This is a genomic window from Chryseobacterium luquanense (assembly GCF_026460945.1).
GTDB lineage: Bacteria > Bacteroidota > Bacteroidia > Flavobacteriales > Weeksellaceae > Chryseobacterium > Chryseobacterium luquanense.
The window spans coordinates 1-26,776 of sequence record NZ_JAOVZV010000005.1; the positions used below are offsets into that span (position 1 = coordinate 1).

The 26,776-nt window shown below is 35.5% G+C and carries 21 protein-coding genes and 1 riboswitch; of the genes, 3 read left to right on the forward strand and 18 right to left on the reverse strand.

Going from position 1 to position 26,776, the window contains the following annotated elements:
* Positions 1–32: 32 nt before the first annotated feature.
* The 8 genes from OEA66_RS06635 to folE all read right to left on the reverse strand — a co-directional run bounded on the left by OEA66_RS06635 (position 33) and on the right by folE (position 10,301).
* Entirely contained in the window at positions 33–542 is a 510-nt protein-coding gene (locus OEA66_RS06635; RefSeq protein ID WP_267280647.1) for a ferritin, read from the reverse strand.
* A gap of 146 nt (positions 543–688) precedes the next feature.
* Positions 689–1,144: a DUF4890 domain-containing protein gene (locus tag OEA66_RS06640; RefSeq protein WP_267280648.1), complete on the reverse strand. Its 456-nt coding sequence runs from the start codon at positions 1,142–1,144 to the stop codon at positions 689–691.
* A gap of 179 nt (positions 1,145–1,323) precedes the next feature.
* Positions 1,324–2,334, reverse strand: coding sequence for a hypothetical protein (locus OEA66_RS06645; protein WP_267280649.1), 1,011 nt, complete (start codon positions 2,332–2,334; stop codon positions 1,324–1,326).
* 140 nt (positions 2,335–2,474) lie between these two features.
* Entirely contained in the window at positions 2,475–5,123 is a 2,649-nt protein-coding gene (locus tag OEA66_RS06650; RefSeq protein ID WP_267280650.1) for a 4-alpha-glucanotransferase, read from the reverse strand.
* 126 nt (positions 5,124–5,249) lie between these two features.
* On the reverse strand, positions 5,250–6,413 hold the full coding sequence (locus tag OEA66_RS06655; RefSeq protein ID WP_267280651.1) for a T9SS type A sorting domain-containing protein: 1,164 nt from the start codon (positions 6,411–6,413) through the stop codon (positions 5,250–5,252).
* 129 nt (positions 6,414–6,542) lie between these two features.
* The gene (locus OEA66_RS06660) at positions 6,543–7,868 is read right to left on the reverse strand and encodes a T9SS type A sorting domain-containing protein (protein ID WP_267280652.1); all 1,326 of its coding nucleotides are present in this window, start codon (positions 7,866–7,868) and stop codon (positions 6,543–6,545) included.
* A gap of 174 nt (positions 7,869–8,042) precedes the next feature.
* Complete coding sequence (gene cysS, locus OEA66_RS06665) at positions 8,043–9,509, reverse strand: cysteine--tRNA ligase (RefSeq protein WP_267280653.1); 1,467 nt, start codon at positions 9,507–9,509, stop codon at positions 8,043–8,045.
* A gap of 123 nt (positions 9,510–9,632) precedes the next feature.
* Positions 9,633–10,301, reverse strand: coding sequence for a GTP cyclohydrolase I FolE (gene folE / locus OEA66_RS06670; protein ID WP_047447041.1), 669 nt, complete (start codon positions 10,299–10,301; stop codon positions 9,633–9,635).
* A gap of 100 nt (positions 10,302–10,401) precedes the next feature.
* Here folE and OEA66_RS06675 point away from each other — a divergent pair, with 100 nt between their 5' ends.
* Positions 10,402–11,553: a hypothetical protein gene (locus tag OEA66_RS06675; protein ID WP_267280654.1), complete on the forward strand. Its 1,152-nt coding sequence runs from the start codon at positions 10,402–10,404 to the stop codon at positions 11,551–11,553.
* 19 nt (positions 11,554–11,572) lie between these two features.
* Positions 11,573–12,064: a hypothetical protein gene (locus OEA66_RS06680; protein ID WP_267280655.1), complete on the forward strand. Its 492-nt coding sequence runs from the start codon at positions 11,573–11,575 to the stop codon at positions 12,062–12,064.
* A gap of 49 nt (positions 12,065–12,113) precedes the next feature.
* Here OEA66_RS06680 and metF read toward each other — a convergent pair whose 3' ends face one another.
* From metF to OEA66_RS06720, 8 genes are all read right to left on the reverse strand, one after another.
* Positions 12,114–13,070 (reverse strand): methylenetetrahydrofolate reductase [NAD(P)H], encoded by a 957-nt coding sequence (gene metF / locus OEA66_RS06685; protein ID WP_056076163.1) that lies wholly within the window; start codon positions 13,068–13,070, stop codon positions 12,114–12,116.
* A gap of 45 nt (positions 13,071–13,115) precedes the next feature.
* Positions 13,116–15,782, reverse strand: coding sequence for a methionine synthase (gene metH / locus OEA66_RS06690; protein ID WP_267280656.1), 2,667 nt, complete (start codon positions 15,780–15,782; stop codon positions 13,116–13,118).
* A 220-nt stretch (positions 15,783–16,002) separates the two neighbouring features.
* Complete coding sequence (locus OEA66_RS06695) at positions 16,003–17,094, reverse strand: fatty acid desaturase family protein (RefSeq protein WP_267280657.1); 1,092 nt, start codon at positions 17,092–17,094, stop codon at positions 16,003–16,005.
* Positions 17,095–17,158: 64 nt separating this feature from the next.
* Positions 17,159–18,169: a homocysteine S-methyltransferase family protein gene (locus OEA66_RS06700; RefSeq protein ID WP_267280658.1), complete on the reverse strand. Its 1,011-nt coding sequence runs from the start codon at positions 18,167–18,169 to the stop codon at positions 17,159–17,161.
* Between the two features lie 109 nt (positions 18,170–18,278).
* Complete coding sequence (gene tnpA, locus OEA66_RS06705) at positions 18,279–18,854, reverse strand: IS200/IS605 family transposase (RefSeq protein WP_267280659.1); 576 nt, start codon at positions 18,852–18,854, stop codon at positions 18,279–18,281.
* Between the two features lie 157 nt (positions 18,855–19,011).
* The gene (locus OEA66_RS06710) at positions 19,012–20,178 is read right to left on the reverse strand and encodes an O-succinylhomoserine sulfhydrylase (RefSeq protein ID WP_267280660.1); all 1,167 of its coding nucleotides are present in this window, start codon (positions 20,176–20,178) and stop codon (positions 19,012–19,014) included.
* Between the two features lie 96 nt (positions 20,179–20,274).
* Positions 20,275–21,816, reverse strand: coding sequence for an ACT domain-containing protein (locus OEA66_RS06715; protein WP_267280661.1), 1,542 nt, complete (start codon positions 21,814–21,816; stop codon positions 20,275–20,277).
* Positions 21,817–22,755 carry an alpha/beta fold hydrolase gene (locus OEA66_RS06720; RefSeq protein WP_267280662.1) on the reverse strand — a complete coding sequence of 313 codons (939 nt, stop codon included), beginning with the start codon at positions 22,753–22,755 and terminating at the stop codon, positions 21,817–21,819.
* Positions 22,756–22,821: 66 nt separating this feature from the next.
* Positions 22,822–22,934: riboswitch (SAM riboswitch) on the reverse strand.
* A 186-nt stretch (positions 22,935–23,120) separates the two neighbouring features.
* On the opposite strand from OEA66_RS06720, the gene OEA66_RS06725 reads away from it, so the two are divergent.
* Positions 23,121–25,733 (forward strand): MGH1-like glycoside hydrolase domain-containing protein, encoded by a 2,613-nt coding sequence (locus tag OEA66_RS06725; RefSeq protein ID WP_267280663.1) that lies wholly within the window; start codon positions 23,121–23,123, stop codon positions 25,731–25,733.
* A gap of 91 nt (positions 25,734–25,824) precedes the next feature.
* On the opposite strand, the gene OEA66_RS06730 is transcribed toward OEA66_RS06725, so the two are convergent.
* Together OEA66_RS06730 and OEA66_RS06735 are read right to left on the reverse strand one after the other, a co-directional pair.
* Positions 25,825–26,247 (reverse strand): OsmC family protein, encoded by a 423-nt coding sequence (locus tag OEA66_RS06730; protein WP_267280664.1) that lies wholly within the window; start codon positions 26,245–26,247, stop codon positions 25,825–25,827.
* A gap of 18 nt (positions 26,248–26,265) precedes the next feature.
* A complete protein-coding gene (locus OEA66_RS06735; protein ID WP_267280665.1) occupies positions 26,266–26,769 on the reverse strand; it encodes a YegJ family protein in 504 nt (167 codons plus the stop codon).
* Positions 26,770–26,776 lie beyond the last annotated feature (7 nt).

The following is a 26,776-nucleotide window of genomic DNA, read 5'->3' on the forward strand; positions in this document are numbered from 1 at the left end:
CCGAAACTTTATCATGTTATTTAAAAAATAAATTACGCTGTAGGATCTGCTACAAAAACTCTTTTCGCCAATTCCTGATCAAAAAGATATAATGCAGAAGGATTATCACAAACCATTTTTATTTTTGTCACATACTGAGATGCGCTTGCCTCTTCTTCTACTTGCTCATTGATAAACCACTGCAAGAACGAAGTCGTTGCAAAATCACCTTCGTCATTTGCGTTTTTCACGATGTTGAAGATACTTTTTGTTACTTTCTTTTCATGCTCCAAGGCTTTTTCGAAAATATCTACTGCGCTCTCAAATACATGAGGTGGCTGAGCAATTTCTCCGATAATAATTTGACCTCCTACATCATTTAAGTAATCAAACATTTTGTCGGCGTGCATCAATTCTTCTTTACTCTGAACTCTGAAGTAATTGGCAATTCCGTCTAAATCTTTTGCCGAAAACCAAGCAGACATAGAAAGATAATATTGAGCCGCATATTGCTCGTGTGCGATTTGTTCGTTTATTAACTGTGCGATTTTTTCACTTACCATAATAAAAAATTTATACTCAAATTTACGGATTATAAGGCGAATTGGAAAGTTTTCACAAAATTTAGATTTAGATTGAATATAAAAAAGGACAGAATTGCTTCTGTCCTCTAACATTAAAAATCAAAATTATAAACTCCTACATCAGCTTAGATTGAAGTTCCAGACTGAGGTTTCGCCATCATTTTTCTTTCACCTTTAAAACCTCTTTCTTTCATTGCAGCTTTTCTCTCTTCCATTTTTGCTTTTCTTGAAGCCTGCCATTTATTGTATTGTTCCGGAGATAAAATAGTTTTCATTTCTGCATCCATTTGTTGTCTTTTGGCTTTCATTTTCTCCATTTTCGCCTGTCTTTCCCCTTTGTTTTTTTCAAAGTTAGCTTTCATTTCAGCTTTCCGTTTTTCATGCAGACCTTTTATTTTTGTAACCTGAGCTTCGTTCAGATTTAACTCTTTCTGCATTTCATCCATTCTTTCCTGCTGCTTCAACTCCATTTTTTTATGCATTTCCTCTCTGTTGATTTTTTTATCCTGAGGATTTACTTGCTGTGCCATTGCAAAACTTCCAGTTACTATAAACGCTGCGGCTAATACTAATTTTTTCATGTGCTTAAATTAATTAATTGTTTGTTATATCTTTTTGATACTAAATTTCAGAAGAAGTTAAAAACGAAATTCACAAATATTGTTAAATTTTAATATTAAATATCTAATAATTTCTAAAATAAAAAAGAGAGTAGATAAAAAATCCACTCTCAACACCACTCAAATATAATATATGAAAACTAATTACTCACTAAATTACCTCTAAAGCCAGAACTCCTTCCTTCACCTCCTCTGCTTTCCTGTCTTGGAGAACTATTTTGTCTCGGACTAGAACTTTCGTTTCTCGGTTGAGATCTGAAGCCTCCATTTCCGTTATTTCGAGGCGAACTGCTTTCTGATCTTGGAGAAACCGTTCTTGGAGTTTCTGATCTGAATCCGCCATTACCATTATTTCTCGGAGAACTGCTCTCAACTCTTGGACTTTCAGATCTGAAACCACCATTTCCTGAGTTTCCTCTCACTCCATTATCTCCGTTGTTGTTTCTTACACCATTATCAGAATTTCTGAATCCACCATTATTTCCACCTCTTACTCCACTTTCATTTCTTGCTCCTCCAGAGTTATTATTTCTGAATCCTGAATTTCTCACCACATTTAAAGTTGGGTTATCATTTCCACGGAAACCGCTTCTTTCAACTTTATAAACATTAATGTTTACATTTCTATATCTCGGAGTTACTCTAAATCTTGGAACATAATGCGTTCTTCTGTAATTTTGGAAATATACAACCGGACTCGCTCCATGATAATAATTATTCTGGAAAACCACAAAAACTCTTGGTCCTAAGATTCTTTCCATTGCATAAAATCTGTCATAATACCATCTATCCGGATTGTAACGGTAGAAATTATTCCAAGTTGCAAAATTTGAGTATAAATTATTCAGATATAAAATCTGATCAATTTGCCAACGGTTTAATCTATGCTGAGCAAAAAATCCGTTCCAGTTGATATTAATGATACTCTGTCTGTAATCGTTGTAATAACTTTGGTAATAATCTGCAGGGTAATAATCTTGTGGATAATTGTAGTAATAATCATCAGGGAAATAATTCCTGTCATCCTCATCACTGTAATATCCGTCGTTGTTACCGTAATATCCATCATTATAGCCTCCATTATTTGGATATTGCTGAGCAAAAGTTAAAGTTGCTAATCCAAGTGCAAATCCTATAAATATTTTTTTCATTTTTTTAATCATTAATTGGTTAATATAAGAATTCTCATTCTTATCTTTTTGATATGAATAAAAAAAAGAAGTTAAATCCTCAGACAAAACTTCTTATTAAAATATTTTTAAACAATTGATTTTCAATTAAATAATTTTCATCAATTACGCCCACTGTCGTTAACCCAATTTGAAATTTTCTGGTTAAATTCTGAACTTTCCATTAAATTTTCTAAATTTAAATGCATTCTGTATCGCCAATAATGCGGAAATACTGCAGGATTGTTAATTCGCTCATTATCCATTTTATAATTAATCAAATTTTCGTCAAGAGCAAAGAATTCCTGAATCGGGAAAATTGCCAACATAGCATCGTTGTAAAGATGTTGCTTCATAATAATTTCCGCTAAATATGGATTCAAATCTTCTGGAGCTTTTCCCTGTTGATTTAATTGTTGATTAAAATAAGTTTGCGTTAACACTTGATTTTCTTTCCACCATTGACGAAGTGTCGAACTGTCGTGTGAAGATGCTGTAACCACATTCAAATACCCCGCTTTTTTAGGATTGTAAAACTGAATATTTCCGGAAGGCATTCGCTGAACCTTCAAAGCAATGATTGCTAGTTCATCCATCACTTCGGGAACACAATCGGGAACTAAACCTAAATCTTCACCGCAAATTAACATATCTGTAGCATTCAAAATCACAGGAAGTTTTTCCATTGCCTTTTCTTTCCATAAATAATCTTGTCTTTTGAAGAAATAGTCCTGATAAAGTTCGTAAATCGACCTTTTTTCCCAGTCAGAAAGATATTGGTAAGACTCAGTTTTAAAAACATTGAATCTTGGATGATAAACGGCATCGCCATTTTTTTCTTCCGTTAAAAACAAAACATTGGCGCATAGTGAAATTAATTTCTCGGATAAATCATTATTTGATTCTTTAAAATAATCTGAAATTTTTCTCTGCGTATTAAATTCTTCTTTAAACTGATATTTTCCGTCTGAATATTTATTGATATATTCTAATGCTTTGAAACTTTCTTCACCAAAATATTTCCACAAAATCTCATCATTGATAAAAGGCGTACAATATCTTTCAAAATCAAAAGGGATATGTCTCGCTTTAAATTCTTCTAAAACTACCGGAACTGCAGGATAAAAATACCCCAAAATGCCCTGAGTTGCAGAAACAGGCATTCTCCAGATTCTGAAAAACCCAAGAATATGATCAATTCTCATTGCATCAAAATATTTCTCCAATGCTTTGAATCGGTTTTTCCACCATTTATAATTGTCATTCTTCATTGCTTCCCAATCGTAAGTTGGGAATTCCCAGTTTTGTCCGATTTCCGTAAACTGATCTGGTGGAGCTCCTGCTTGAAAATCCATACCGAATAATTCCGGTTCTGTCCAAGCTTCTACAGAATATCTATAAATTCCGATTGGTAAATCTCCTTTCAAAGAAATTCCTAAACCATGAATATATTCTATCACGTCTTTCAATTGCTTATCAAGTTGAAATTGCACCCATGCATGAAGCATTGAAGCATCATAATCTTTATTTTTAGCCGAGAAAAACGGAGTTATTTTTCCTGCAATGTATTTTTTATGGGTTTTCCAATTGTTGAAGTTCGGGGTTTTATATTTATCTCTCAAAACACAGAAAGCTGAATATGGAAGAAGCCATTCTTCATTATCTTTTATAAATTTTTTAAAACTTCTGTCTTTGTAAATTTTCTCTTTTTCTACATTGAAAATAGCTTTCAGATATTTCCATTTTGAAGAAATCATCTTTTCATAATCAACCAATTCCAACGAATTTAATTCATTCTTTTCAGCTTCATATTCGCCAACTAAATCTTTCGGTAATTTAAAATCCAGATTTTCAATAGAGATATATTGCGGATGCAAAGCGTACACAGAAACCGCCGCATAAGGATAAGAATCTGTCCAGGAATAGTTTGCAGTTGTATCATTTATTGGTAAAATCTGAATAATTCCTAATGAAATTTCATTTGCCCAATCTGCCAGTTTTTTCAAATCTGAAAATTCACCTACGCCAAAACCATTTTCGGTTCGTAAAGAGAAAACAGGAACCGCAACTCCTGCATCGTGATACATTTGATAAGATTTAAATCTAAAATAATGATCTGAAACAATTTGCAAAACATCATTTTGTGGATTTGGATCAGTCAATCTGTTTTCACCACTTTCAACATCAATTATTTTCTGCTGTTTTTTATCAAAAATCGCATATTTATATTGAATCAACTGAATTTCTGAAATCTCAACTGAAGCTTCCCAAATTCCGAAATCTGTCTGAGATAAATGAATTGAATTTTCATAGCTCCAGTTTCCTAATGAAGCGACATTTCCAATTAAGATAATTTCCCAATCCGGATTATAAACTGGCGCCTCAATTCTGAATAAATGAGTATGTTTTTTTAAAACCGAAGTTTTTTGCGGAACAAATTGATTAAGTTTATTTTTAAGAATTTTATTATTTAAATAATTTTCAGGAAAGTTTTTACTGTTCCATTCATCAAAAATTAAAAACTCTTTATAATTGTGAGGAAAACTTAAATGATGCTGAACAAATTCTTCATGCAAGACATTTCCTCGTTCGTCTTTAAGTCGATATTGATAAGCAATTGATTTTGAAAAAAAATCTACTTCGCATTTCCATAAGTCATTTTCGGTATGAAACATCATGTGATTTCGAATGGAAGAATCTTTTTCATCAATGATCAATTCTAAGTTTTCGCCGGGCTTCGCATGATATTCTATATTAAAATATAATTTCATCTATGTATATTTTTCTTAAAAATACGTTTAAAAATTGAAAAACAAGTTGTTGCAACATCAAATATTCATTAAAAAACCTCTTCTCAAAACTGAGAAAAGGTCTTTAAATATTATTAAAATATAAATTTACTTAGTAACCAAAATTTTCTTAGAAAGTAAAATCTTACCAGATTCTTCTGCAATATTTACGATGTAAGCTCCTGTCACAAGATTTCTAAGCTGAATCTGCTGATTAAGATTTCCGTCTTTTACAGATAAATTAGTTGTCATTACAGATTTTCCGGAAGCATCAAAAATATTCACTTTAATATTTCCTTTTACAGCTTTATCATTCACATTCACAGTGATAGTTTGTTCATCAACTTTTGTGGGATAAACATCGATATTTGCTAAAGTAGCTACTGCTGCAACTCTTTCGTTTGCAAAATACTTGCTTGCCAAATCGTAGATATGAAGATTTTGTTCTCCCGGAAGCTGTTTAGCTTCTAAATTTTCAAGATTTAATTCATATAAAGCAGCACCTTTTGCACTCGCAATCACTACTTTTCCTTTTGAATTTACAGCCGCTCCGTTTACAGAATATGTTTCAGGTAGACCTGTGATTTTTCCTACAAATTTTGCGTTTAATTCTTTTGTTGAAACTTTAAACACATTTCCTGAAGTTGAAAAAACGAAGAAATTATTGTCTGCATCGGCAATCATATCACCTCCAAAACCACTAGACATTTCGGTAAACGAATTTTTACCGTTTGAAGGATCATCTTTAATCGTTCCAAGATCATTAACAATATATTGATTATTTTTCTTGCTGATTTGTAGGAATTGCGTTCCTGCGTTGTTAATTGCATAAATATTTCCGTCATAACCGGTTGTCATTCTAGTAATATGCGAATTGATATCACAAGATGTAACTCTGGCAATCGAATTTTCAACTAAAGTAATTTCCTTAGTTTTTTGATTTAAAACATAAATATTAGACGAAAACATCGGCATATACACCAAATTATTTCCGGAAGAATCTAATGCTAAAGCCGCCAAAGTCATCGACTGAGCATGATTATAAGTATTTTTATCTTCGGTAACCATAGTTTTTCTTTCCTGAGAAATCACTGTTGCTTCCGAAGAAACGCCGAAAATACTTTGCCCAGAAGTTCCGTCCGAATTCATTGCACGGAAGTCGCTAAACTCAATTCTTGGAGAATCTTTTCCTGTCAATGCAAAGAAATCTTGCTGTGCGTTGATTGTATTTCCAAGTAATAATAAGATAATAGGGAATAAATGTTTTTTCATATGTAAATTTTATTTGTAACGTTTTTGTTATTACTAAGTTAAATAATTTTCCTGAATAAGAAATAAAAAAACTCTCAATACTTAAAGTAATGAGAGTTTTGATTTTATCGTTTTACAATTTTAAAATATTTATTCTTTAATAAATTTTCTATAGTGATAAATTCCTTGGTGCAACACAGAAACCTGATAAACACCTTTGCTAAGCCAAGATACATTTATTTTATTATTATCACTTTTTCCTTGCCAAATTAATCTTCCTGAAAAATCCCAAATTAAGAAAGAATCTAACAATACTTTAGATTTAATATTTAAAAAATCACCTGTAGGAATAGGATAAATACCAAAAATATCAGATTCACTTCCTGACCCTATTTGAGGGCTTCCGGGAGTTCCTGGACTTCCGGGGGATCCTGGATTCTGAGGATTTTGAGGGTTTTGAGGATCAATTGGTCTTCCATTTAGTTTTACAATTCTCCAGTAATCACTATCTCCACCTAAACCGTCCCAACCGAATGCAAAAGTCATATCAATTCCTTTAGATTTTACAAACATTCTGCCTATATTATTAATGAGAACCCATGTAAGACCGCCATCGGTGCTATACTTTGAACCTCTTGAAGTTCCTGGGTTGAAACTTCCCGAAACAGCAATTAAAATATCGGTATTAGGTATTTTTTCTAAATAGGTTTGCCGACCAAATCCAGGATCACTAACGTATTGTTCAGTTACAAAACCATCAGTAGTTTTATAGAGTTTCCCTGTATTAAAATCAGTAAAATAGGCAGTATTCGTGTCAATCATCGCAAAATGTCCTAAACTTTTAGTCCCAAATTCATAATGAGACGAGTCGTAAGGTGACTGTGTTACCGACCAAGTTGTACCTTGATCATTCGTTTTTATCATTTCACCATCGCTAGAACCAAACCAAAACGAATTTCCCAAATCATCTTTTATATATCTAGGAATTTGATTAGGCCGTGAATCTGTAAGCAAACCTCCTCCTTTCGCAACCCATGTAACTCCACCGTCTGTAGTTTTAAATATTTCTATCTTTTTAGAACCAGTAGTACTGTTGTCTGGATAACAAACTGCAATTCCGACATTTGCATCCCAAAAATGAACATACGATAATAATGTAGAAAAATCTTTTACAGCATTCCAAGTAGTACCACCATTTACCGTTTTGTATAAACGTCCTCTTCCGATATTATTCTGATAAGATGCCGCCAAAAAAGCGACATTTTCCGAAACTGCAAAAAAATCTGTAACTCGAAAATTGGAATCATTATATTGAAATACTGTTGGTACTGCGTTCCATGTATTTCCGCCATCTGTACTTTTTGAGTAAGCCACCCTTCCCATATCATTCCAAAAATTTGCCCAAATCACTTGGTCATTAACAATACTGTAATTAATAGAAATATTATTTACACCTGAAGGATATACAGTATTCATTTTCTGCCAACTAAATTGAGAAAACAACAATAGATACGAAAAGCAAAAAAGAATTAAAGAAAATAGTTTTTTTACCATAATATAATATTTTAATTGATGCTTCTCAAAGTTAACAAAAAAATCCCTTTCAAATGATAAATTTTGAAAGGGATGTGAATTTTAAGAAGTAAAACTTTATGATATAGAGTACGTTGTACCTTCTCTACCATCTTTCAGTTCAATGCCTTCTGCTAAAAGCTTATCTCTAATCTGGTCAGAAAGGTCAAAGTTTTTAGATTTTCTTGCTTGATTTCTCAATTCAATTAAAACCTGTAATGTCTGGTCTAATTTTTCGTTGTTATTTTCTTCGATATTCTGTAAACCTAAAACATCAAAAACAAACGTATTTAAAGTTGATTTTAAATCTTCCAAATCCTCTGCTGAAATGGTTTCTTTATTTTCTTTTAATTTAAAAATAAAACTAACCGCTTCAAAAATATGTGAAATCAAAATCGGTGAATTGAAATCATCTGTCAGTGCATCATAACATTTTTGTTTCCAACCTTTCAAATCAAATGACGATGAATCTGAAACCTGAAAATCAAAACTTGAAACAATTTTCAATGCTTCCATTAACCTACTGAAACCTTTCTCGCTGGCCAGCATCGCATCATTGGAGATATCCAAAACACTTCTGTAGTGCGCCTGAAGAAAGCAGAAACGAACGATTGTAGGATGAAAAGGTTTTTCGAAGAAATCGTTTTCACCTGAAACCAACTGTTTAGGTAAAATATAATTTCCGGTAGACTTGCTCATACGCTGAGAATTCATGGTCAGCATGTTGGCGTGCATCCAGTAATTTACAGGCTCCACGTCATTGCAGGCTTTGCCCTGTGCGATTTCACACTCGTGGTGTGGGAATTTTAAATCCATTCCACCTCCGTGGATATCGAATTTGTCGCCCAGATATTTCGTACTCATTGCAGTACATTCAAGGTGCCATCCAGGAAAACCTTCTCCCCAGGGAGAATTCCAACGCATGATGTGAGCAGGAGAAGCTTTTTTCCACAAGGCAAAATCCTGTGGGTTTTTCTTTTCGCCCTGTCCATCAAGATCTCTGGTGTTGGCAAAAAGTTCTTCTATATTTCGTTTTGAAAGTTCACCGTAATTCAGACCTCTTTTGTTGTATTCTAAAACATCAAAGTAAACCGAACCGTTGCTTTCGTAAGCAAAACCTTTTTCAATTAATTTTTGAGTCAGTTCGATCTGTTCAACGATGTGACCGGTTGCTGTCGGCTCAATGTTCGGAGGAAGAAGATTAAACATTTCAAGAACTTTGTGAAAATCGACTGTATATTTCTGCACGATTTCCATTGGTTCCAATTTTTCCAGACGGGTCTGCTTCACGAAACGGTCGTTGTTGACGTCTCCATCATCAGTTAAATGTCCAGCATCAGTAATATTTCTTACGTATCGAACTTTATAGCCCAAATGCATTAAGCTTCGGTAAATAAAATCGAAAGAAAGGAAGGTACGCACATTTCCCAAATGCACATTGCTGTAAACCGTCGGTCCACAAACGTACATACCGACATTATTTTCGTGGATTGGTGTGAATATTTCTTTTTCCGCTGTGAGCGAATTGTATATTTTTAGTTGCATTATTTGATTTGAAATTTGAGGTTTGAAATTTGAAATTAATTCATTACAAATTAGCCACAACAAATAATGGTTGTGATGAAAATCTGGCTTGAAACTCTTCTAAATTTTATCATTTCTATACTTCTAATAATCCAGTTTCGCGTGGCTTCCTACATAATGCAGAAACTCCTGTCTGGTAATCGGATTGGTTCTGAAAATTCCACTTAATTCAGCAGTAATGGTTGAACTTGCAGTATCTTTTATTCCTCTGCAATTTACACAAAGGTGTTTTGCATCGATAATGCAGGCAACATTCTGAGTTCCCAAAGCATCTTTCAAAGCATCAACAATCTGCATCGTCAGTCTCTCCTGAACCTGAGGTCTTTTCGCATAGTAATCAACAATTCTGTTAATTTTCGAAAGTCCGATTACATCACCACTCGAAATATACGCGACGTGTGCTCTTCCGATTATTGGCAGGAAGTGATGTTCGCAGAATGAGTAAACTGTGATGTCTTTTTCCACCAACATCTGGCGGTATTTGTATTTGTTTGAAAATGTAGAAATTCCGGGTTTGTTTTCAGGAAGTAATCCTCCGAAAATTTCGTTGACATACATTTTGGCAACCCTTTTAGGAGAATCTTTTAATGAATCATCGGTCATATCAAGACCAAGTGTTTCCATGATTTCTCCGAAGAGTTGTGTAATTTTTTCTATTTTTTCCTGTGGCGATTTCTCAAAGGCATCTTCACGAATCGGCGTATGCTCTTTCCCTGTGAAAATATCATCATCGTTATCGGTAAAATCAACCATTTTTATTTATTTTGCAACAAAAATACGGATAAAATTAATTCTATATTTTAATTTGCCCCAAATTTGAATTACCTTTCACCTTATATTAGCCTGAAAAATTATGATCATTGCAGAAGAAGTACTGAGTAGCGCACAAAAAAAGGAATTTCTGGAGTTTCCAGCGAGACTTTATAAAGATGACAAAGCGTATATCCGGCCTTTGGACAAAGACATTGAAAGCGTTTTTGACAACAGCAAAAACAAGTGTTTTACAACTGGTGAAAGCAAAAGATTTCTGTTTAAAAAAGATCATAAGACAGTTGGAAAAGTTGCTGTTTTTATCAATAAACAATACATCGAAAAACAACCCACCGGCGGGATAGGATTTTTTGACTGCATTAATGATCAGGAGACTGCCAATTTCATATTTGAACACTGTAAAAACTGGCTTCAGCAGAGAGGTATGGAAGCGATGGATGGTTCAATAAATTTCGGGGAACGCAATAAATTTTGGGGTGTGCTTATTGAAGGTTTTTCTGAACCTCTGTATGGGATGAACTATAATTTCCCCTATTACAAAGATCTATTTGAGAATTATGGTTTTCAGATATACTATAACCAGCTTTGTTTCAGCAGAAAAGCCCATGCTCCTACTTCAAGGATTTTCAATATTATGCACGCCAAGCATTCTAAAAACGAAAATTTTTCGTCCAAACGCGTAACGAAAGCTAACATGGATAGGTTTACTGAAGATTTTTATACAATTTACAACAAATCATGGGAAAGCCACGGTGGCGGAAAGCAGATGTCTCTGAATGACGTCAAAAAACTTTTTAACACGATGAAGCCTGTAATGAATGAACATATTGCGTGGTTCGCTTATGAAAGTGGAAATCCGATTGCGATGTGGATCAATATTCCGGATCTGAATCAATGGTTTAAATATCTAGATGGGAAATTTGGATTTTTAGATAAGCTGAAGTTTCTTTATTACAAAACTTTTAAACATAATTCCAAGTTCGTTGGTTTAATTTTTGGAGTTCTTCCGGAGTGGCAAAATAAAGGCGTTGAAGGTTACCTTATCGTAGAGGCTGCCAACCATTTCCGCGTGGCAACAAAATTTGAGGATTTTGAAATGCAGTGGATTGGAGATTTTAACCCAAAAATGCTGGGGCTGGCAAAACATTTGGAGACTGAAGTAACAAGAAAACTGGCAACCTACCGATATTTATTTGACCGCACAAAAGAGTTTGAAAAGCATCCGACAGTTTAAAATTTAAAAAAATCAAATCATGGAACCATTAGTTTTTGTCATTATTTTATTTTTCATTTTTCTGTTGTCTATTCCTGCAATTATTTTCCTGATTGCATACTTAGCGGCACAAAGCAGAAAGAAAAAACAGAAAATTCTTCTGGATGAAATTGGCACTCCAGAATATCATGCTTTTGTAAGGTACAATATGGGAAATACGCAAAATGAGTTCTTTAAACTGAAAGCGTTTCAGGGAAGCGGAATGATTTACATTGAAGATAGAAAAATCATTTTCAGAGACACTTTAAATCAGAATCCGCACACATTCAATTTGGATGAATCGTCAATAAGATGGGAAGATATCAATCTGGTGAATGGACTGTTGAAATGGTTCTCGGTGAGTGATGATACAAAAAAATACTTTTTTAATATCGACAGCGGAATGTTTATTTTTAATACCAATTCCTCAAAACCGACGACGAAAAGTGTTTTTGATCAATTAATTCAATATCAGACAGAATATAAACAATAAGGCCTCAGAAAATCTCTGAAGCCTTATCTTTTTCACTTTTACTAACTATTTAAAACAGCTCTCCAGCCACTTTTTTAATATTATCACTTTTACCCATCGAGTAAAAATGCAGTACAGGAACGCCAAAATCAAGCAATTCCTTGCATTGGCTGATGGCCCATTCCACGCCGATTTGTTTTACGGCCTCATTATTTTTCGCACTTTCCACGGCATTGATCAAATCTTCAGGCAAATCAATTTTGAAAACCTGCGGCAGTAATTTTAAATGTTTTTTAGTAGCAATCGGTTTAATTCCAGGAATGATGGGAACGGTAATTCCCATTTCACGCGCTTTAGTCACAAATTCGATGTACTTTTTATTGTCAAAAAACATTTGGGTCACAATATAATCTGCGCCGGCATCCACTTTTTGCTTGAGCCATTTCAGATCGTAATTCATTGATGGGGCTTCCATATGTTTTTCGGGATAACCGGCAACTCCGATGCAGAATTTGTTGTGTTCATCGCAGGCCTGATCATCGTGAAGATACTTTCCTCTTCCCAAATTGTTGATCTGATTTACCAAATCCATAGCACTTGAATGACCGCCTGGAGTAGCTTCAAAATATTGATGACCTTTCATCGCATCGCCACGAAGTGCCATGATATTGTCGATTCCCAAGTACATACAGTCAACCAAAAGATATTCTGTTTCTTCTTTTGTAAAACCTCCGCAAAGCAGGTGTGGAACGGTATCTACATTATATTTATGCTGAATTGCCGCACAAATTCCCAAAGTTCCGGGACGCATTCTCGTGATTCTGCGCTCCATCAAACCGTTTCCTTTGTCGATGTAAATATATTCTTCTCGTGAAGTCGTGACGTCAATAAATGGAGGTTTAAATTCCATTAACGGGTCGATATTTTTATATAAATCTTCAATCCCGATTCCCTTTTGAGGCGGAACTACCTCTAAGGAAAATAGAGTTTTGCCGTTGGCGTTTTTTATGTGGTCTGTGATTTTCATTTATTATAGTAGTAGTTTAATTTTTTTTGAAAAAGAATATAAGTTCTAAATTCCGTCTGCCAAATTAGGATTCAGCCATTTTCTTGCTTCCTGTAAAGAAATTCCTTTCCTTACAGAATATTCTTTCAACTGATCTTCTGAAATTTTTCCTAAACCAAAATATTTGGCGTGGGGACTTCCAAAATAATATCCGGAAACCGCTGCTGTAGGGAACATTGCCAAACTTTCAGTAAGATAAACACCGATTTCTTCTTCTACATTTAAAAGATCCCAAATCGCATGTTTCTCCAAATGATCCGGACAGGCGGGATAACCCGGCGCAGGACGAATTCCTTTGTATTTTTCGGCAATTAATTCTTCGTTGCTTAAATTTTCCTGATTAGCGTAACCCCAATATTCTGTACGCACTTTTTTATGCAAAAATTCTGCGTAAGCTTCTGCAAAACGGTCTGCAATGGCTTTAACCATGATGGCGTTGTAATCGTCGTTGTTTTTTTCGTACTGATCAGACAGTTCATCAGTTCCAAAACCTGTACACACGCAGAAAGCGCCCATGTAATCAGTCTTTCCTGAACTTTTAGGTGCAATAAAATCACTCAGCGCGATATAATCTTTACCTTTTGATTTCTGAACCTGCTGTCTCAGCGTTAAAAATTTGACTTTTTCCTGATCATTTTCATCATAAATTAAAATATCATCCGTTTCGGTTGAATTGGCTTTGAAAATTCCGAAGATTGCTTTGGCAACCAACAGTTTTTCGTCCACAATTTTCTTCAGGATTTTCTGTCCGTCTGCAAATAATTCTTTTGCCTGCTCGCCTACAATCTCATCATCAAAAATATTCGGATACTTTCCGTGGAGATCCCAGCTTCTGAAAAACGGTGACCAGTCGATGAAAGGAATTAATTCTTCCAAATCCTGATTTTCAAAAACCTGAATTCCTAAGTTATTGGGTGTGAAAATTTCTTCATTTTCCCAATCGATTTTAAACTTATCTTTTCGGGCATCTTCAATGGAAACATAGTTTTTATCAACCTGTCTGTTCAGGAATTTTTCTCTGAAATCTGAATAATCACTTTTCAGATCATCCACATATTCTTTATTCCGGTCTCCAAGCAAAGAACTCACCACGTTTACCGCTCTGGAAGCGTCATTCACGTGAACGACGGCGTTTTTATATTTTAAATCAATTTTTACTGCAGTGTGCGCTTTCGAAGTTGTTGCACCACCGATTAAGAGAGGGAAATTTAAATTCTGTCTTTCCAGTTCTGAGGCGATGTAGACCATTTCATCCAAACTTGGCGTGATCAATCCACTCAAACCAATAACATCTACATTGTGATCAATGGCTGCCTGAATAATTTTCTCGGCTGGAACCATTACGCCCAAATCGACAATATCATAATTATTACAACCCAAAACCACACTCACAATATTTTTTCCGATATCGTGAACATCGCCTTTAACGGTTGCCATCAAAATTTTTCCGTTAGGTTTCTGAGCCACATCTTTTTCGGCTTCAATGAATGGCTGCAGATAAGCTACAGCTTTCTTCATTACCCTCGCTGACTTAACCACCTGTGGGAGAAACATTTTTCCGCTTCCGAATAAATCTCCAACAACGCCCATTCCGGTCATCAGATTGACTTCGATCACGTGGAGTGGCCTTTTAGACTGTAATCTGGCTTCCTCAACATCTTCTTCGATGAAACGGTCGATACCTTTAACCAAAGAATGGGTAATTCTGTCCTGCAAAGGATGAGTACGCCATTCGAGTTCTTCTACTTTTTCTTTTTTAACCGATTTATTCCGTTCAGAATAATCTAAAAGCCGTTCGGTAGCATCTTCTCTTTTGTCGAGAATTACATCTTCAACGAGTTCTAAAAGTTCCTTATTAATTTCATCATAAACCTCAAGCATGGCCGGATTTACGATACCGATGTTCATCCCAGCCTGAATCGCATGATAAAGGAAAACCGAGTGCATCGCCTCGCGCACCGTATCATTTCCACGGAACGAGAACGAAACGTTGGAAACCCCTCCACTCACCGAGGCGTAAGGAAGATTTTGTCTTACCCAACGGGTTGCTTCAATGAAATCGATTGCGTTGCGACGGTGTTCATCCATTCCGGTTGCAACAGGGAATATATTTAAATCGAAAATAATATCTTCAGCAGGAAATTTAACCTCATCCACCAAAATATCGTAGGAACGTTTGGTAATTTCAAGTCTTCTTTCGTAATTATCAGCCTGTCCGACCTCATCGAAGGCCATGACGATTACCGCGGCGCCATATCTTTTGATGGCTTTGGCGTGTTTTACAAACTCCTCCTTTCCTTCCTTTAAACTGATCGAATTCACCACACATTTCCCCTGAACAACCTGTAAACCAGCTTCCAGAATTTCCCATTTGGAAGAATCGACCATGATCGGGATTTTCGAAATATCAGGTTCGGAACCAATGAGGTTCAGGAATTTAATCATGGAAGCTTTTCCGTCAATCAAACCGTCGTCAAAATTCACGTCAAGGATCTGAGCACCGCCATCCACCTGATCTCTTGCGATATTTAAGGCTTCAGAAAATTTCTCTTCTTTTATTAATCTTAAAAACTTTTTAGATCCGGCAACATTGGTTCTTTCACCAACGTTGATAAAATTTGATTCCGGAGTAATAATCAGTGGCTCAAGCCCTGATAATCTTAAATATTTCATGTTTTTTTTAATCTAACAATTGATCAGTTTAACAGTTACCAATGTTTGGAATCTCTAAATTGATTTGTTTTTAATTTAAATTTTTATCATCATTTTGAACACTAAGTTTTTTTTAAATACTTACTGTTTTGAGTTTTACAAAACCTTAACCTTGTAAGAGCACACTTAGTTCTTTATGATCAACTGTACTCAACATTCAGCTTTTTTTATTTTAACCCATTTATTCTTCTAAAATAAAATAGGCGTTGTTTGCATTTTGCTTCAGCAAATCGACATGTTTGCCCAAAGCGGTAAAAATTGGAAATCGTTTGTAGCCCAGATTATTTTCTTTGGCGAACTGTTCAATCTCCTCTGTGATTTCATTATAATACATATAGCTGTAGTTCGGGAAAAGATGATGGGCAACGTGAAAGTTGAAATTTCCCAACACATTTCTCACAAACCAGTTGTTTTCTTTTAAATCATTGGTCACCTCAAGCTGATGACGGATCCAGCTGAAAGGGAGTCCGTTTTTTTCATCCAGTTTAGGAAAAGCATTGTCTGGCAGCGGATGCAGCGGCAACAGAACAAAAAGCGCAAAAACACTCGCTGCAATCACCTGTAAAAACCAGGCACCCAAAGCCAAACCTACTGAAACTTTAAAAAATAAAACCGGCACGGCAATCTGATAGAAAAAGTAAAATAATTTGAAACTGATCATTTTGATTTTTTCCGAAACCGGAATTTTTCCCTGTGTTTTTAAAATCACTCTTTCCTTATCAAAAAAATCTCTGAAGTCTCTGATAAACATCCAGTTGAACAAATATAAAGGATACACCAAAAAGAAAAAGAAATGTTGGAATTTCTGAATTCCTTTAGCCTTAATCCATGGCACGATCAGTAAGAGTCCGCTCTGCTCGATGTCGGTATCCCAACCATCAACGTTCGGGTAGGCGTGATGCGCTGCGATGTGCCGCTTCTTCCAGATGTAGGAATTGGCTCCAACGAGATCGAAAATCTGCAAAACGAGACTGTTGAGTTTTTTATTTCTGAAGATATTGTTGTGCGCCGCTTCGTGAATTAAATTTAAATAAATTAAAACCAGAGAAATCCCCATCAAAACAAAACTGGAAATATAAACCCAAGGCCTATCTGCATTGAAAAGCGCAAACACATACAAACCAAAATAGACCAAAGGCAAAATAATGGCTTTGATCTGAATGTAAACATCTCTGTTTTGAGGAAGTGTTTCTACGCGCTGATTCACTCTTTTTCTTAATTCATTAAACAGTTTGGTATCGTCGGAATTTTTAAGGTAAAATGGCTTTTCCATAAGATCGTTGATTTGGATTTAAAAAAAGTTTTTATACTCGTTCTAAATTTTCAACAATCAAAAATCATACAAAATCCTTCACTTTTCTCGGCTCGTATTTGTCCACCAAGTCAGCAATGGCTTTGATGTGTTCCGGCGTTGTACCACAGCATCCACCGATGATATTGATCAGTCCTTTTTCTACATATTCTTTAATCTGAGCAGCCATCTGATCCGGAGATTCATCGTACTGCCCGAAAGCATTCGGAAGACCCGCATTGGGATAAGCCGAAACGTGGAATTCTGAATTGTGCGCCAGCGTTTCCAAATAAGGCGTTAACTGATTGGCTCCCAATGCACAGTTGAATCCAACACTCAGTAAATTCAAATGCGAAACTGAGATCAAAAATGCTTCAGCGGTTTGTCCGCTCAACGTTCTTCCAGAGGCATCTGTAATCGTTCCAGAAACCATGATTGGAATTTGAATTCCTCTTTCTTCCTGAATTTCGTCGATGGCAAATAATGCTGCTTTTGCATTCAGTGTGTCGAAAATTGTTTCTACTAAAAGAATATCTGAACCACCGTCCAGCAATGCCTCTGATTGTTGTTTGTATGCCAGTCTCAAGTCTTCAAAAGTGATCGCACGGTAACCCGGATCGTTCACATCCGGACTTAAGCTTGCTGTTCTGTTGGTCGGTCCGATAGAGCCAGCCACAAATCTTGGTTTATCAGGATTTTTAGCCGTAAACTCATCACAAACTTTTCTGGCAATTTTTGCAGATTCGTAGTTGAGTTCGTACACCAGATCTTCCATGTGATAATCTGCCATTGCGATGGTTGTTCCGGAAAATGTGTTGGTTTCCAGAATATCGGCGCCGGCGTCCAGATATTTTCTGTGAACTTCCTCAATTGCGTGAGGCTGCGTCAAAGAAAGCAAGTCGTTGTTCCCTTTCACGGGATGTTCCCAGTCTTTAAAACGTTCACCGCGGTAATCTTCTTCTTCAAATTTGTACCGCTGAAGCATTGTTCCCATTGCACCGTCGAGAATCAGGATTCTCTCGGAAAGGGCTTTGTATAGTTGTGCTGAATTTTTCATTTTTTATTTATTTATTTTGCAAAGCCCTGAAAGGGCTTTATCATTAGCATTGGGTGTAGCCCAATGTGTAAATTATTGAGATTCAATAAGCCCTGAAAGGGCGACATCACTAATCCCAAACATATTCTTCATTATATTGAACATCATATTTTTTTAAAAAAGCTCGGTACTCATCCTGAAAACTTTTTGTTTTGTGATGATCTTGCTGATTTATAATATAATTTTTTACTACTTCAATTTCTGTTGGATTTACAGAAAATGCTCCGTACCCGCTCTGCCAGTAAAAATTAGAAAACATTTCACCTTTTGTTTTTATCCATTTTGAAGATGAAGATTTAATATCTTCTAATAATTTCACCAGTGTTACTTTTTTTGAAAGAATGCAGAGTATATGAACATGATCTCTGTAACCTCCAACCTGAATTGGGTTACACTCTAAGTTTTTACAAATACCGCCCAGATAATTAAAAAGTTCTTCTTTAATTGTGTCTTGAATTAAAGGTTCTCTATTTTTGACACTAAAAATAATATGGACATAAATTTTGCTTAAAGATTGTGACATATTTTTTTTATTTATCTTAAAGTGATGACGCCCTTTCAGGGCTTTGTAATAATATATTCTTATTCCTGTGGCTTCACCACAGGCTGTTGCTTTTGCCCTTTCAGGGCTAATCCAAACTTCCAATTCTCATCTTCATAAATACAATTTTCATTTGTGATGAACTGGAATTTGTTACAAAAATAGTGATGTAGACCTTCAAAACATATTACTTTTACATCTCTATTCATACGACTCCACCACCGGCTGTTGATTCTGCCCTTTCACGACAAACTAAGCAATCTTACCCCAACGCCTGCTTCAAATCTGCAATAACATCATTCACATTTTCCAGACCTACCGAGCAGCGTACCAATCCTGCGGTGATTCCCACTTCATTTCTTTCGTCATCAGACAGTTTCGAGTGCGTTGTAGATGCCGGATGTGTCACGATCGTTCGGGTATCGCCCAGATTGGCAGACAGCGAGCACATTTTTATTTTATCTAAAAAGTTTCTGCCACCTTCAATGCCACCTTTGATTTCGAAAGCAACCACGTTTCCGCCCAGCTTCATTTGTTTTTGGGCAATTTCATAACTCGGATGCGATTTTAAAAATGGATATTTCACCAAGTCAACATTTGGATGATTTTCTAAAAACTCTGCGACCTTCAAAGCGTTTGCGCAATGTCTTTCTACACGAATCGCCAGCGTTTCCAGGCTTTTTGATAAAACCCAGGCGTTGAATGGCGACATCGCAGGCCCTGTATTTCTGGCAAAAAGATAAATTTCTCTGATTAAATCTTCTCTTCCTACCGCTACTCCACCCAAAACACGACCCTGACCGTCAATCAATTTTGTCGCTGAATGAACAACCAGATCAGCTCCGTATTTTATTGGCTGCTGAAGGTAAGGCGTCGCAAAACAGTTGTCTACAATAAAAATCAGATTGTGTTTTTTAGCAATCTGACCAAAATATTCTAAGTCTAAAATTTCTATCGCAGGATTGGTCGGCGTTTCCAGATACAGAATTTTTGTATTGGGTCTGATATACTTTTCTACATTTTCAGAATCTTCTGCTTTAAAATAAGTGGTTTCAATATTCCATTTCGGGAAATACTTTGTGAACAATGTATGCGTAGATCCGAAAACCGACTGACAGCTCACGATATGATCTCCCGCATTCAGCAATGTTGCAAAGGTAGAGTAAATTGCAGCCATTCCGGTGGCAAATGCGTACCCTGCTTCTGCGCCTTCCATTTTTACAATTTTATCTGTAAATTCTGTAACGTTCGGATTTGAAAACCTGCTGTACAGATTTTTTGATTTCTCCTCAGCGAAACTCGCTCTCATATCTTCCGCATCCTCAAAAATAAAGCTTGAAGTAAGATACAGAGGCGTAGAATGTTCGTCAAACTGAGTTCTTTCGGTTTGAGTTCTTATTGCGAGGGTTTCAAAATTTTCGTTTTCCATTTTTATATGAATTTGATTGATAGGATTGCATCCTATCCTTAATTAAATCGTCCCGTTGGGACTTTTTACATTTCTACTTTATACTTTTTACAAAACCTACTTCGTTTCACTCAATCTTAAAATATCACCAAAAACGCCGCGGGCAGTCACTTTCGCTCCGGCTCCGGCTCCCATGATGACGATTGGGTTTTCACCATAACTTTCGGTGTAGATTTCAAAAATTGAGTCTGAACCTTTCAGTTGTCCTAAAGCTGAAGTTGCAGGAACAGAAATTAATTTTACATCCAGCTCACCTTTTTCTTTTTGTAAATCTCCATGCAGATCACCAACATATCTTAAAACATAATTTGGCTCCTGATTTTTCTTGATTTTGTCGTATTCCTCGTCTAATTCTTCTAATCTTGAAAGGAATTCCTGTTTTGAAACTGAAAGCAGTGCTTCAGGAACTAAATTTTGAATATTAATGTCACTGAATTCATTAATTAAATCTAATTCTCTCGCCAAAATCAACAGTTTTCTGGCAACGTCATTTCCTGATAAATCTTCTCTCGGATCCGGTTCTGTGAAGCCTTTTTCTAAAGCTTCATTTACGATGGTCGAAAATTTATCATCACGCAAAGAAAAATTATTGAAAACATAACTCAATGTACCAGAGAAAACTCCTTTGATTCTGGTGATATTTTCTCCTGAAAGGTGTAAAAGTTTGATCGTATCAATTAACGGTAAACCTGCACCCACATTGGTTTCGTAAAGATAACGCTTGTTATTTTTGTTCAACGTATATCTTAGTTTACGATATTCTTCAATCGGAAGGGTATTGAAAATTTTGTTAGATGAAACTAAATCAAATCCATTTTCAGCCAAAGCCTGATAGTTTTTGACGAAGTCTACACTTGCTGTGTTATCTACTACAATCAGGTTTTCAAGCTGATTTTCTTTTGAGAAATTAATTAATTCCTCAACATTTGAAGATTTTTCAGATGCAAAAACCTCATCGCTCCATGTGTTATCAAATCCTTTTTTATTGAAAGCAATTTTTCTGGAATTGGCCACTGCCACGACTTTCAGGTGAATGTTTTTCCTTCTTTTAATTTCTTCGGAAGAATGTAAGACCTGCTCGATTAACGTTTTCCCAACATTTCCGTGACCGATAATGGCCAGGTGAACCGTCTTTGGTTTCTTGAAAATTTCCGATTCAATGATGTTTTTAGTTTTCTCATCCTGAGAAGAAGTCACCACAATATTGATGCGCTTCTCGCTTGAATTTTGATTCAAAAGCAACGGGAAAACATTGTTTCTCGCCAGTTCTGAAAGTATTTTATTTAAATCATCCGCCACAAAACCAATGACAGACACATTGTTGATGCTGTAAATCTGAGAAACTTTTCCTGATTTTCTTTCGGGAGCAAACTCCTCAATCAGACAGGTTACTGCTTTTTCAGAATCATCTTCGTGTACAAGAATTGACAATCCGTTCTCAACGGCCTGCTGAGAAATTACTCCTACACTGATTCGCGCCAGAGTAAGCGCCTTAAAAACCCTTCCGTCAATCCCGATTTCGCCTAAAAAATCTGCTCCTTCAAATTTGATGATTGATCTGTTTTTAAAAAATTTTATTTCGTTTGCATTCGCTTTCATCTACAAAATATTTTTTATGATATAATTTAACTGTTCGTATTCCATTAAAAAGGCGTCGTGCCCGTGAATTGATTTGATCTCGTGGTAGAAAACATCGTCTTTTTCAGCTTTCAGTTTATTAAAACACATCCGGATTTCAGAAGCCGGAAAAAAAAGATCGGTATCTACAGAGATCATGTGCATTCGTGCTTTGATTTTACCTAAATCTTTATCGTTTGCATTAATGTTCATCAGCAAATGGTTCATCAACTGATAAGATTTTAAACTAAATCTTTCGGCAAGAGATTTCCCATGATAATCCAGCCAGTCTTCCGATTCTAACTTTTGTTTTTCAAGATTGAATGTATTTTGAAATCTGTCGTTTAAAGATTGAGGTGTTCTGTAGCACAGCATCGCATGAATTCTTGCTTTCTGCAGTGGCTCATCATTTCCGTTTAACAAAAATTTCTGAACCAGACATTGGGCGTGTAACCAATCATGGGTTTTAGAATCACAGGCAATTGGAATAAAAAGCTCTGCCAGATCTGGATTTTTAGCCAACATTTCCCAGCCAATTCCACCTCCCAAAGAGCCTCCGATAATAGCGTAAACGTTTTTAATATGTAAAATTTCAAGACCTTCAAGAAAAATATTGGCTATGTCTGAAGGCGTGAAATCTGACCAGTCATTAATTAAAAAATCATCATATCCGTTTCCGGGAATATTGAAACAGAGCACTGTATATTTATTGGTATCAATTACCTGATCTTCACCAATCAACTGTTTCCACCAACCTTTTTCTCCGGCCACGTTTGAATTTCCGGTTAAAGCATGATTGATTAGAATGATGGGTGCAGAAAACAGGTCTTGCCCAAAAAGCTGGTAGCTTAATGAGATATTGTATTCCTTTTGGGAATCGGTTTGATACGGAAAATTAATATGTTGCAGTTCTGTTTTCAATTCTATTATACTTTTTGATAATACAATTTGAAAATGCCATGAGAAATGGCTGAAAAGAACTTCAGTAAGTTATCTGTCCAAAAAATAAAAACTTTTGGTAGAACGTAGCACCTTCTTCGCTTGCGCAAAGGGTTGCTAAGGTTTCACAGGGTCTGTCCCTCAACCTTTCTTGATAACATTTTCAATATGTGAATGATCGAATGGTGCAAAGATAATACATTTCTTTTTAAAAATTAAAAATATTTAATAAACATCATGAAACTTAATATTAGTGAGGTTTTTATTGGATTGTTAAGAATTATTCAGATTAAAAAAATTGGAATTATTTCTCAAAAAAATTAACTTAGCAATGAAAATGATTGGCAATGAACATTGAAAAGCAAAGATTACAAGATAAAGACTGGAAAAACTGGGGGCCTTATGTCAGCAACAGGCAGTGGGGAAATGTGCGTGAAGACTACAGTAACAACGGAAATGCATGGCATTTTGCCAATCATGATATTGCAGAAAGTCACACTTACAGATGGGGTGAAGAAGGTATTGCCGGAATTTCAGATCCCAAACAAATTTTCTGTTTTGCCATTTCATTTTGGAATAAAAAAGATAAACGAGTAAAAGAAAGGCTTTTCGGGCTGAGCAATCCGCAGGGAAATCATGGAGAAGATATAAAAGAAATTTTCTATTATCTTGACAATACACCGACTCACAGCTACATGAAAATGCTGTATAAATATCCTATCAAGGAATTTCCTTATGACGACATCGTTGCTGAAAATGCAAGACGTTCAAAAAAAGAACCTGAATATGAATTGTTTGATACAGGAATTTTTGATAAAGATGAATATTTTGATATTTTTATAGAATACTGTAAATCTGATGCTCATGATATCTTGGTAAGAGTAACCGTGTGTAACAGGAGCAATAAAGCTGCTCCAATTGTTATTTTGCCAACAACTTGGTACAGAAACAACTGGAAATGGGGTTATAATGAGTATAAAGGTCAGGTTGAAGCAGGAAAAGAAGGTTGCATCAATGTCAATCACGACAGTATTCCTATAAAAAAGTTTTACTCAAAAAATAAAAATGCGAAAAGAGTTTTCTGTGAGAATGAAACAAATAATCCTAAGCTTCATGGAACTCCAATAGTCGAAAACGCTTACTACAAAGACGGAATCAACGACTATATTGTTCATCAAAAAAACACCATCAATCCTGAAAATGAAGGAACGAAAGCTGCTTTTGTAATTGACGAAATTATAGATGCGGGAAAATCTGAAGTTTTTGAATTCAGATTATCGCCTTATGACATGGATGATGCATTTTATCAGTTTGATGATATTTTTAATGCAAGAATTAATGAGGCAAATGTATTTTATGCTGAAGTACAGCAGGATATATTTAATGATGATGAAAAAAATGTTCAGAGACAGGCTTTTGCAGGACTTTTATGGAACAAACAATTCTATCATTACAACGTTGGAAAATGGTTAAAGGGTGATCCTAATCATGAAGCTCCACGAGATTTCAACAATTACGTTCGAAATACGGAATGGGAGCATCTTCACAATAAAGACATTATTTCGATGCCCGATAAATGGGAATATCCTTGGTATGCTACTTGGGATTTGGCATTCCATTGCGTTCCGTTTGCGATTATTGATGCAGATTTTGCTAAAAACCAATTGCTTTTGCTGACCAAAGAATGGTACATGCATCCGAACGGACAAATGCCGGCTTACGAATGGAATTTAAGCGATGTAAATCCGCCAGTTCATGCCTGGTCCTGTTTCAGGGTTTTTAAAATTGATGAAAAAACCAACGGGAAACCTGATCTTTTATTTCTTGAAAAAGTTTTCCAAAAATTATTACTAAATTTTACTTGGTGGGTCAACCGAAAAGATAAAAACGGTAAAAATATTTTTGGTGGCGGTTTTTTAGGTTTAGATAATATCGGTGCTTTTGACCGAAATATGGAACTGAAAGATGGCGAACATCTGGAGCAAGCCGATGGAACAAGCTGGATGGCAATGTATGCACTGAATATGATGCGAATCTCTATGGAATTAGCTCAATATTATCAGGTGTATGAAGATATGGCGATCAAATTTTTTGAGCATTACCTCTATATTGCAGAAGCGATGGAAAACATGGGTGAAGGCAAAGAAGGACTGTGGAATGAAGAAGACGGATTTTTCTACGATGTTTTGCAATTAGCAAATGGAGAAAGTGTTTCTTTGAGACTGAGAAGTATTGTAGGGTTAATTCCTATGTTTGCGGTTGAAATTATCGATCATCATTTGCTTGATAAAATGCCGAATTTCCGTGAAAGAATGGAATGGGTTTTAAAAAATAAACCAGAATTAACTTCTTTAGTTTCACATTGGGATGAAGAAGGAAGTGGCAGAAAACATTTAATGAGTATTTTAAGGAAAACAAGACTGACAAAAGTTTTGAACAGAATGCTTGACGAAAAAGAATTTCTGAGTTCTTACGGGATCCGCGCAATGTCAAAAGTTTATGAGGAGAATCCGTTTGTGTTTACTGTTCATGGCAATAAAAATGTGGTTTATTATACTCCTGCAGAAAGTGACAGCAGAATGTTTGGCGGAAACAGTAACTGGAGAGGTCCGATTTGGTTTCCTATAAACTTTTTAATTGTGGAAAGTCTTCAGCGTTTTCATTTTTATTATGGAAACAGCTTAAAAGTAGAATTCCCAACAGGAAGTGGTGAAAAGAAAAATTTAGATGAAGTTGCTCAAAATATCAGCGGAAGACTGTGCTCTATTTTCCTGAAAGATGAAAGTGGACAACGTGCTTTCAATGGTGGAAATTATAAATTTAATTACGACCCCAACTTCAAAGATTACATTACTTTCTTTGAATATTTCCACGGAGATAACGGAAGAGGAGTTGGTGCATCGCATCAAACAGGTTGGACGGCAACGGTGGCAAAATTGATGAAGCCAAGATTGGCATAATTGGGTTGGAGTGTTTGAGTGAATAGTGTTTGAGAGTTATGAATAAGTAAAATTTTCAACAACTCTCAAACCCTAAAACTCTCCCACTCTATTACTCAACTTTCTCTCCGTTTACAAAAACTTCGTAACCAATTTCTACAGTTGGTTCTAAAGTTTTAGAAACTGAACAATATTTTTCAAAAGATAATTCTGATGCTTTCAAAGCTTTTTTAGGATCGATATTTCCTTCCAGAAAAAACTTTACCATAATTGATTTGAATGGTTTTGCATCATCCACAGGAATTCTTTCACCTTCAACTTCAGCTTTAAAATCGGTAATTTCCTGTCTTTGTTTTTTAAGAATTGAAACCACGTCGATTCCGCTACAACCTGCTACAGCCATCAAAACACTTTCCATTGGTGAAACACCTTTTGCTCCCTGTTGAGAAGTATTATCCAATAAAATTGAGTTTCCCTGCGAATTGGTACATTCAAATAAAAAATCGTCGTTTATTCTGTTTAAAGTTATTTTCATTTTTAATTATTTGTAAATTTATTCATAAATCAAGCCTTGAGAATCCATTTGTTTCTTTTCTTCATCGGTCATTGTTTTTCTTAAAACTTTTACGGTATAAGCTCCTTTCACAAGATTTTTATCATAGTACATCCAATCTGAAAGATTTTCAATATTGACTACAACCTCATCTCCAAGTTTTACATCAAGGGGTTGCATCGGCTCGTTTTGTACAATACCACGATATTTTCCTTTATCAAAAACAATATCACCAATCCACATATGTTCCCCTCCTCCATCCGGAGTATCGAATCTCTGTTTTATAACGAAATTAGAAAAGTTCGGATTTTTGCTTAAAAGAGCTTGATGAAAACCTGTTTTGAAAGTTTTTTTAGCATTTTCAATAGCCGCATTCATCTCATTATCCTGATTTTCCACAAATATAACATCTGGTTCGCCTTCTCGCTGAACTTTTTCTCGTTTATTATTTTCACAACTTACGGCAAATAATGAAATTGCCGTAATAATTAATATTTTTTTCATTGGTTTA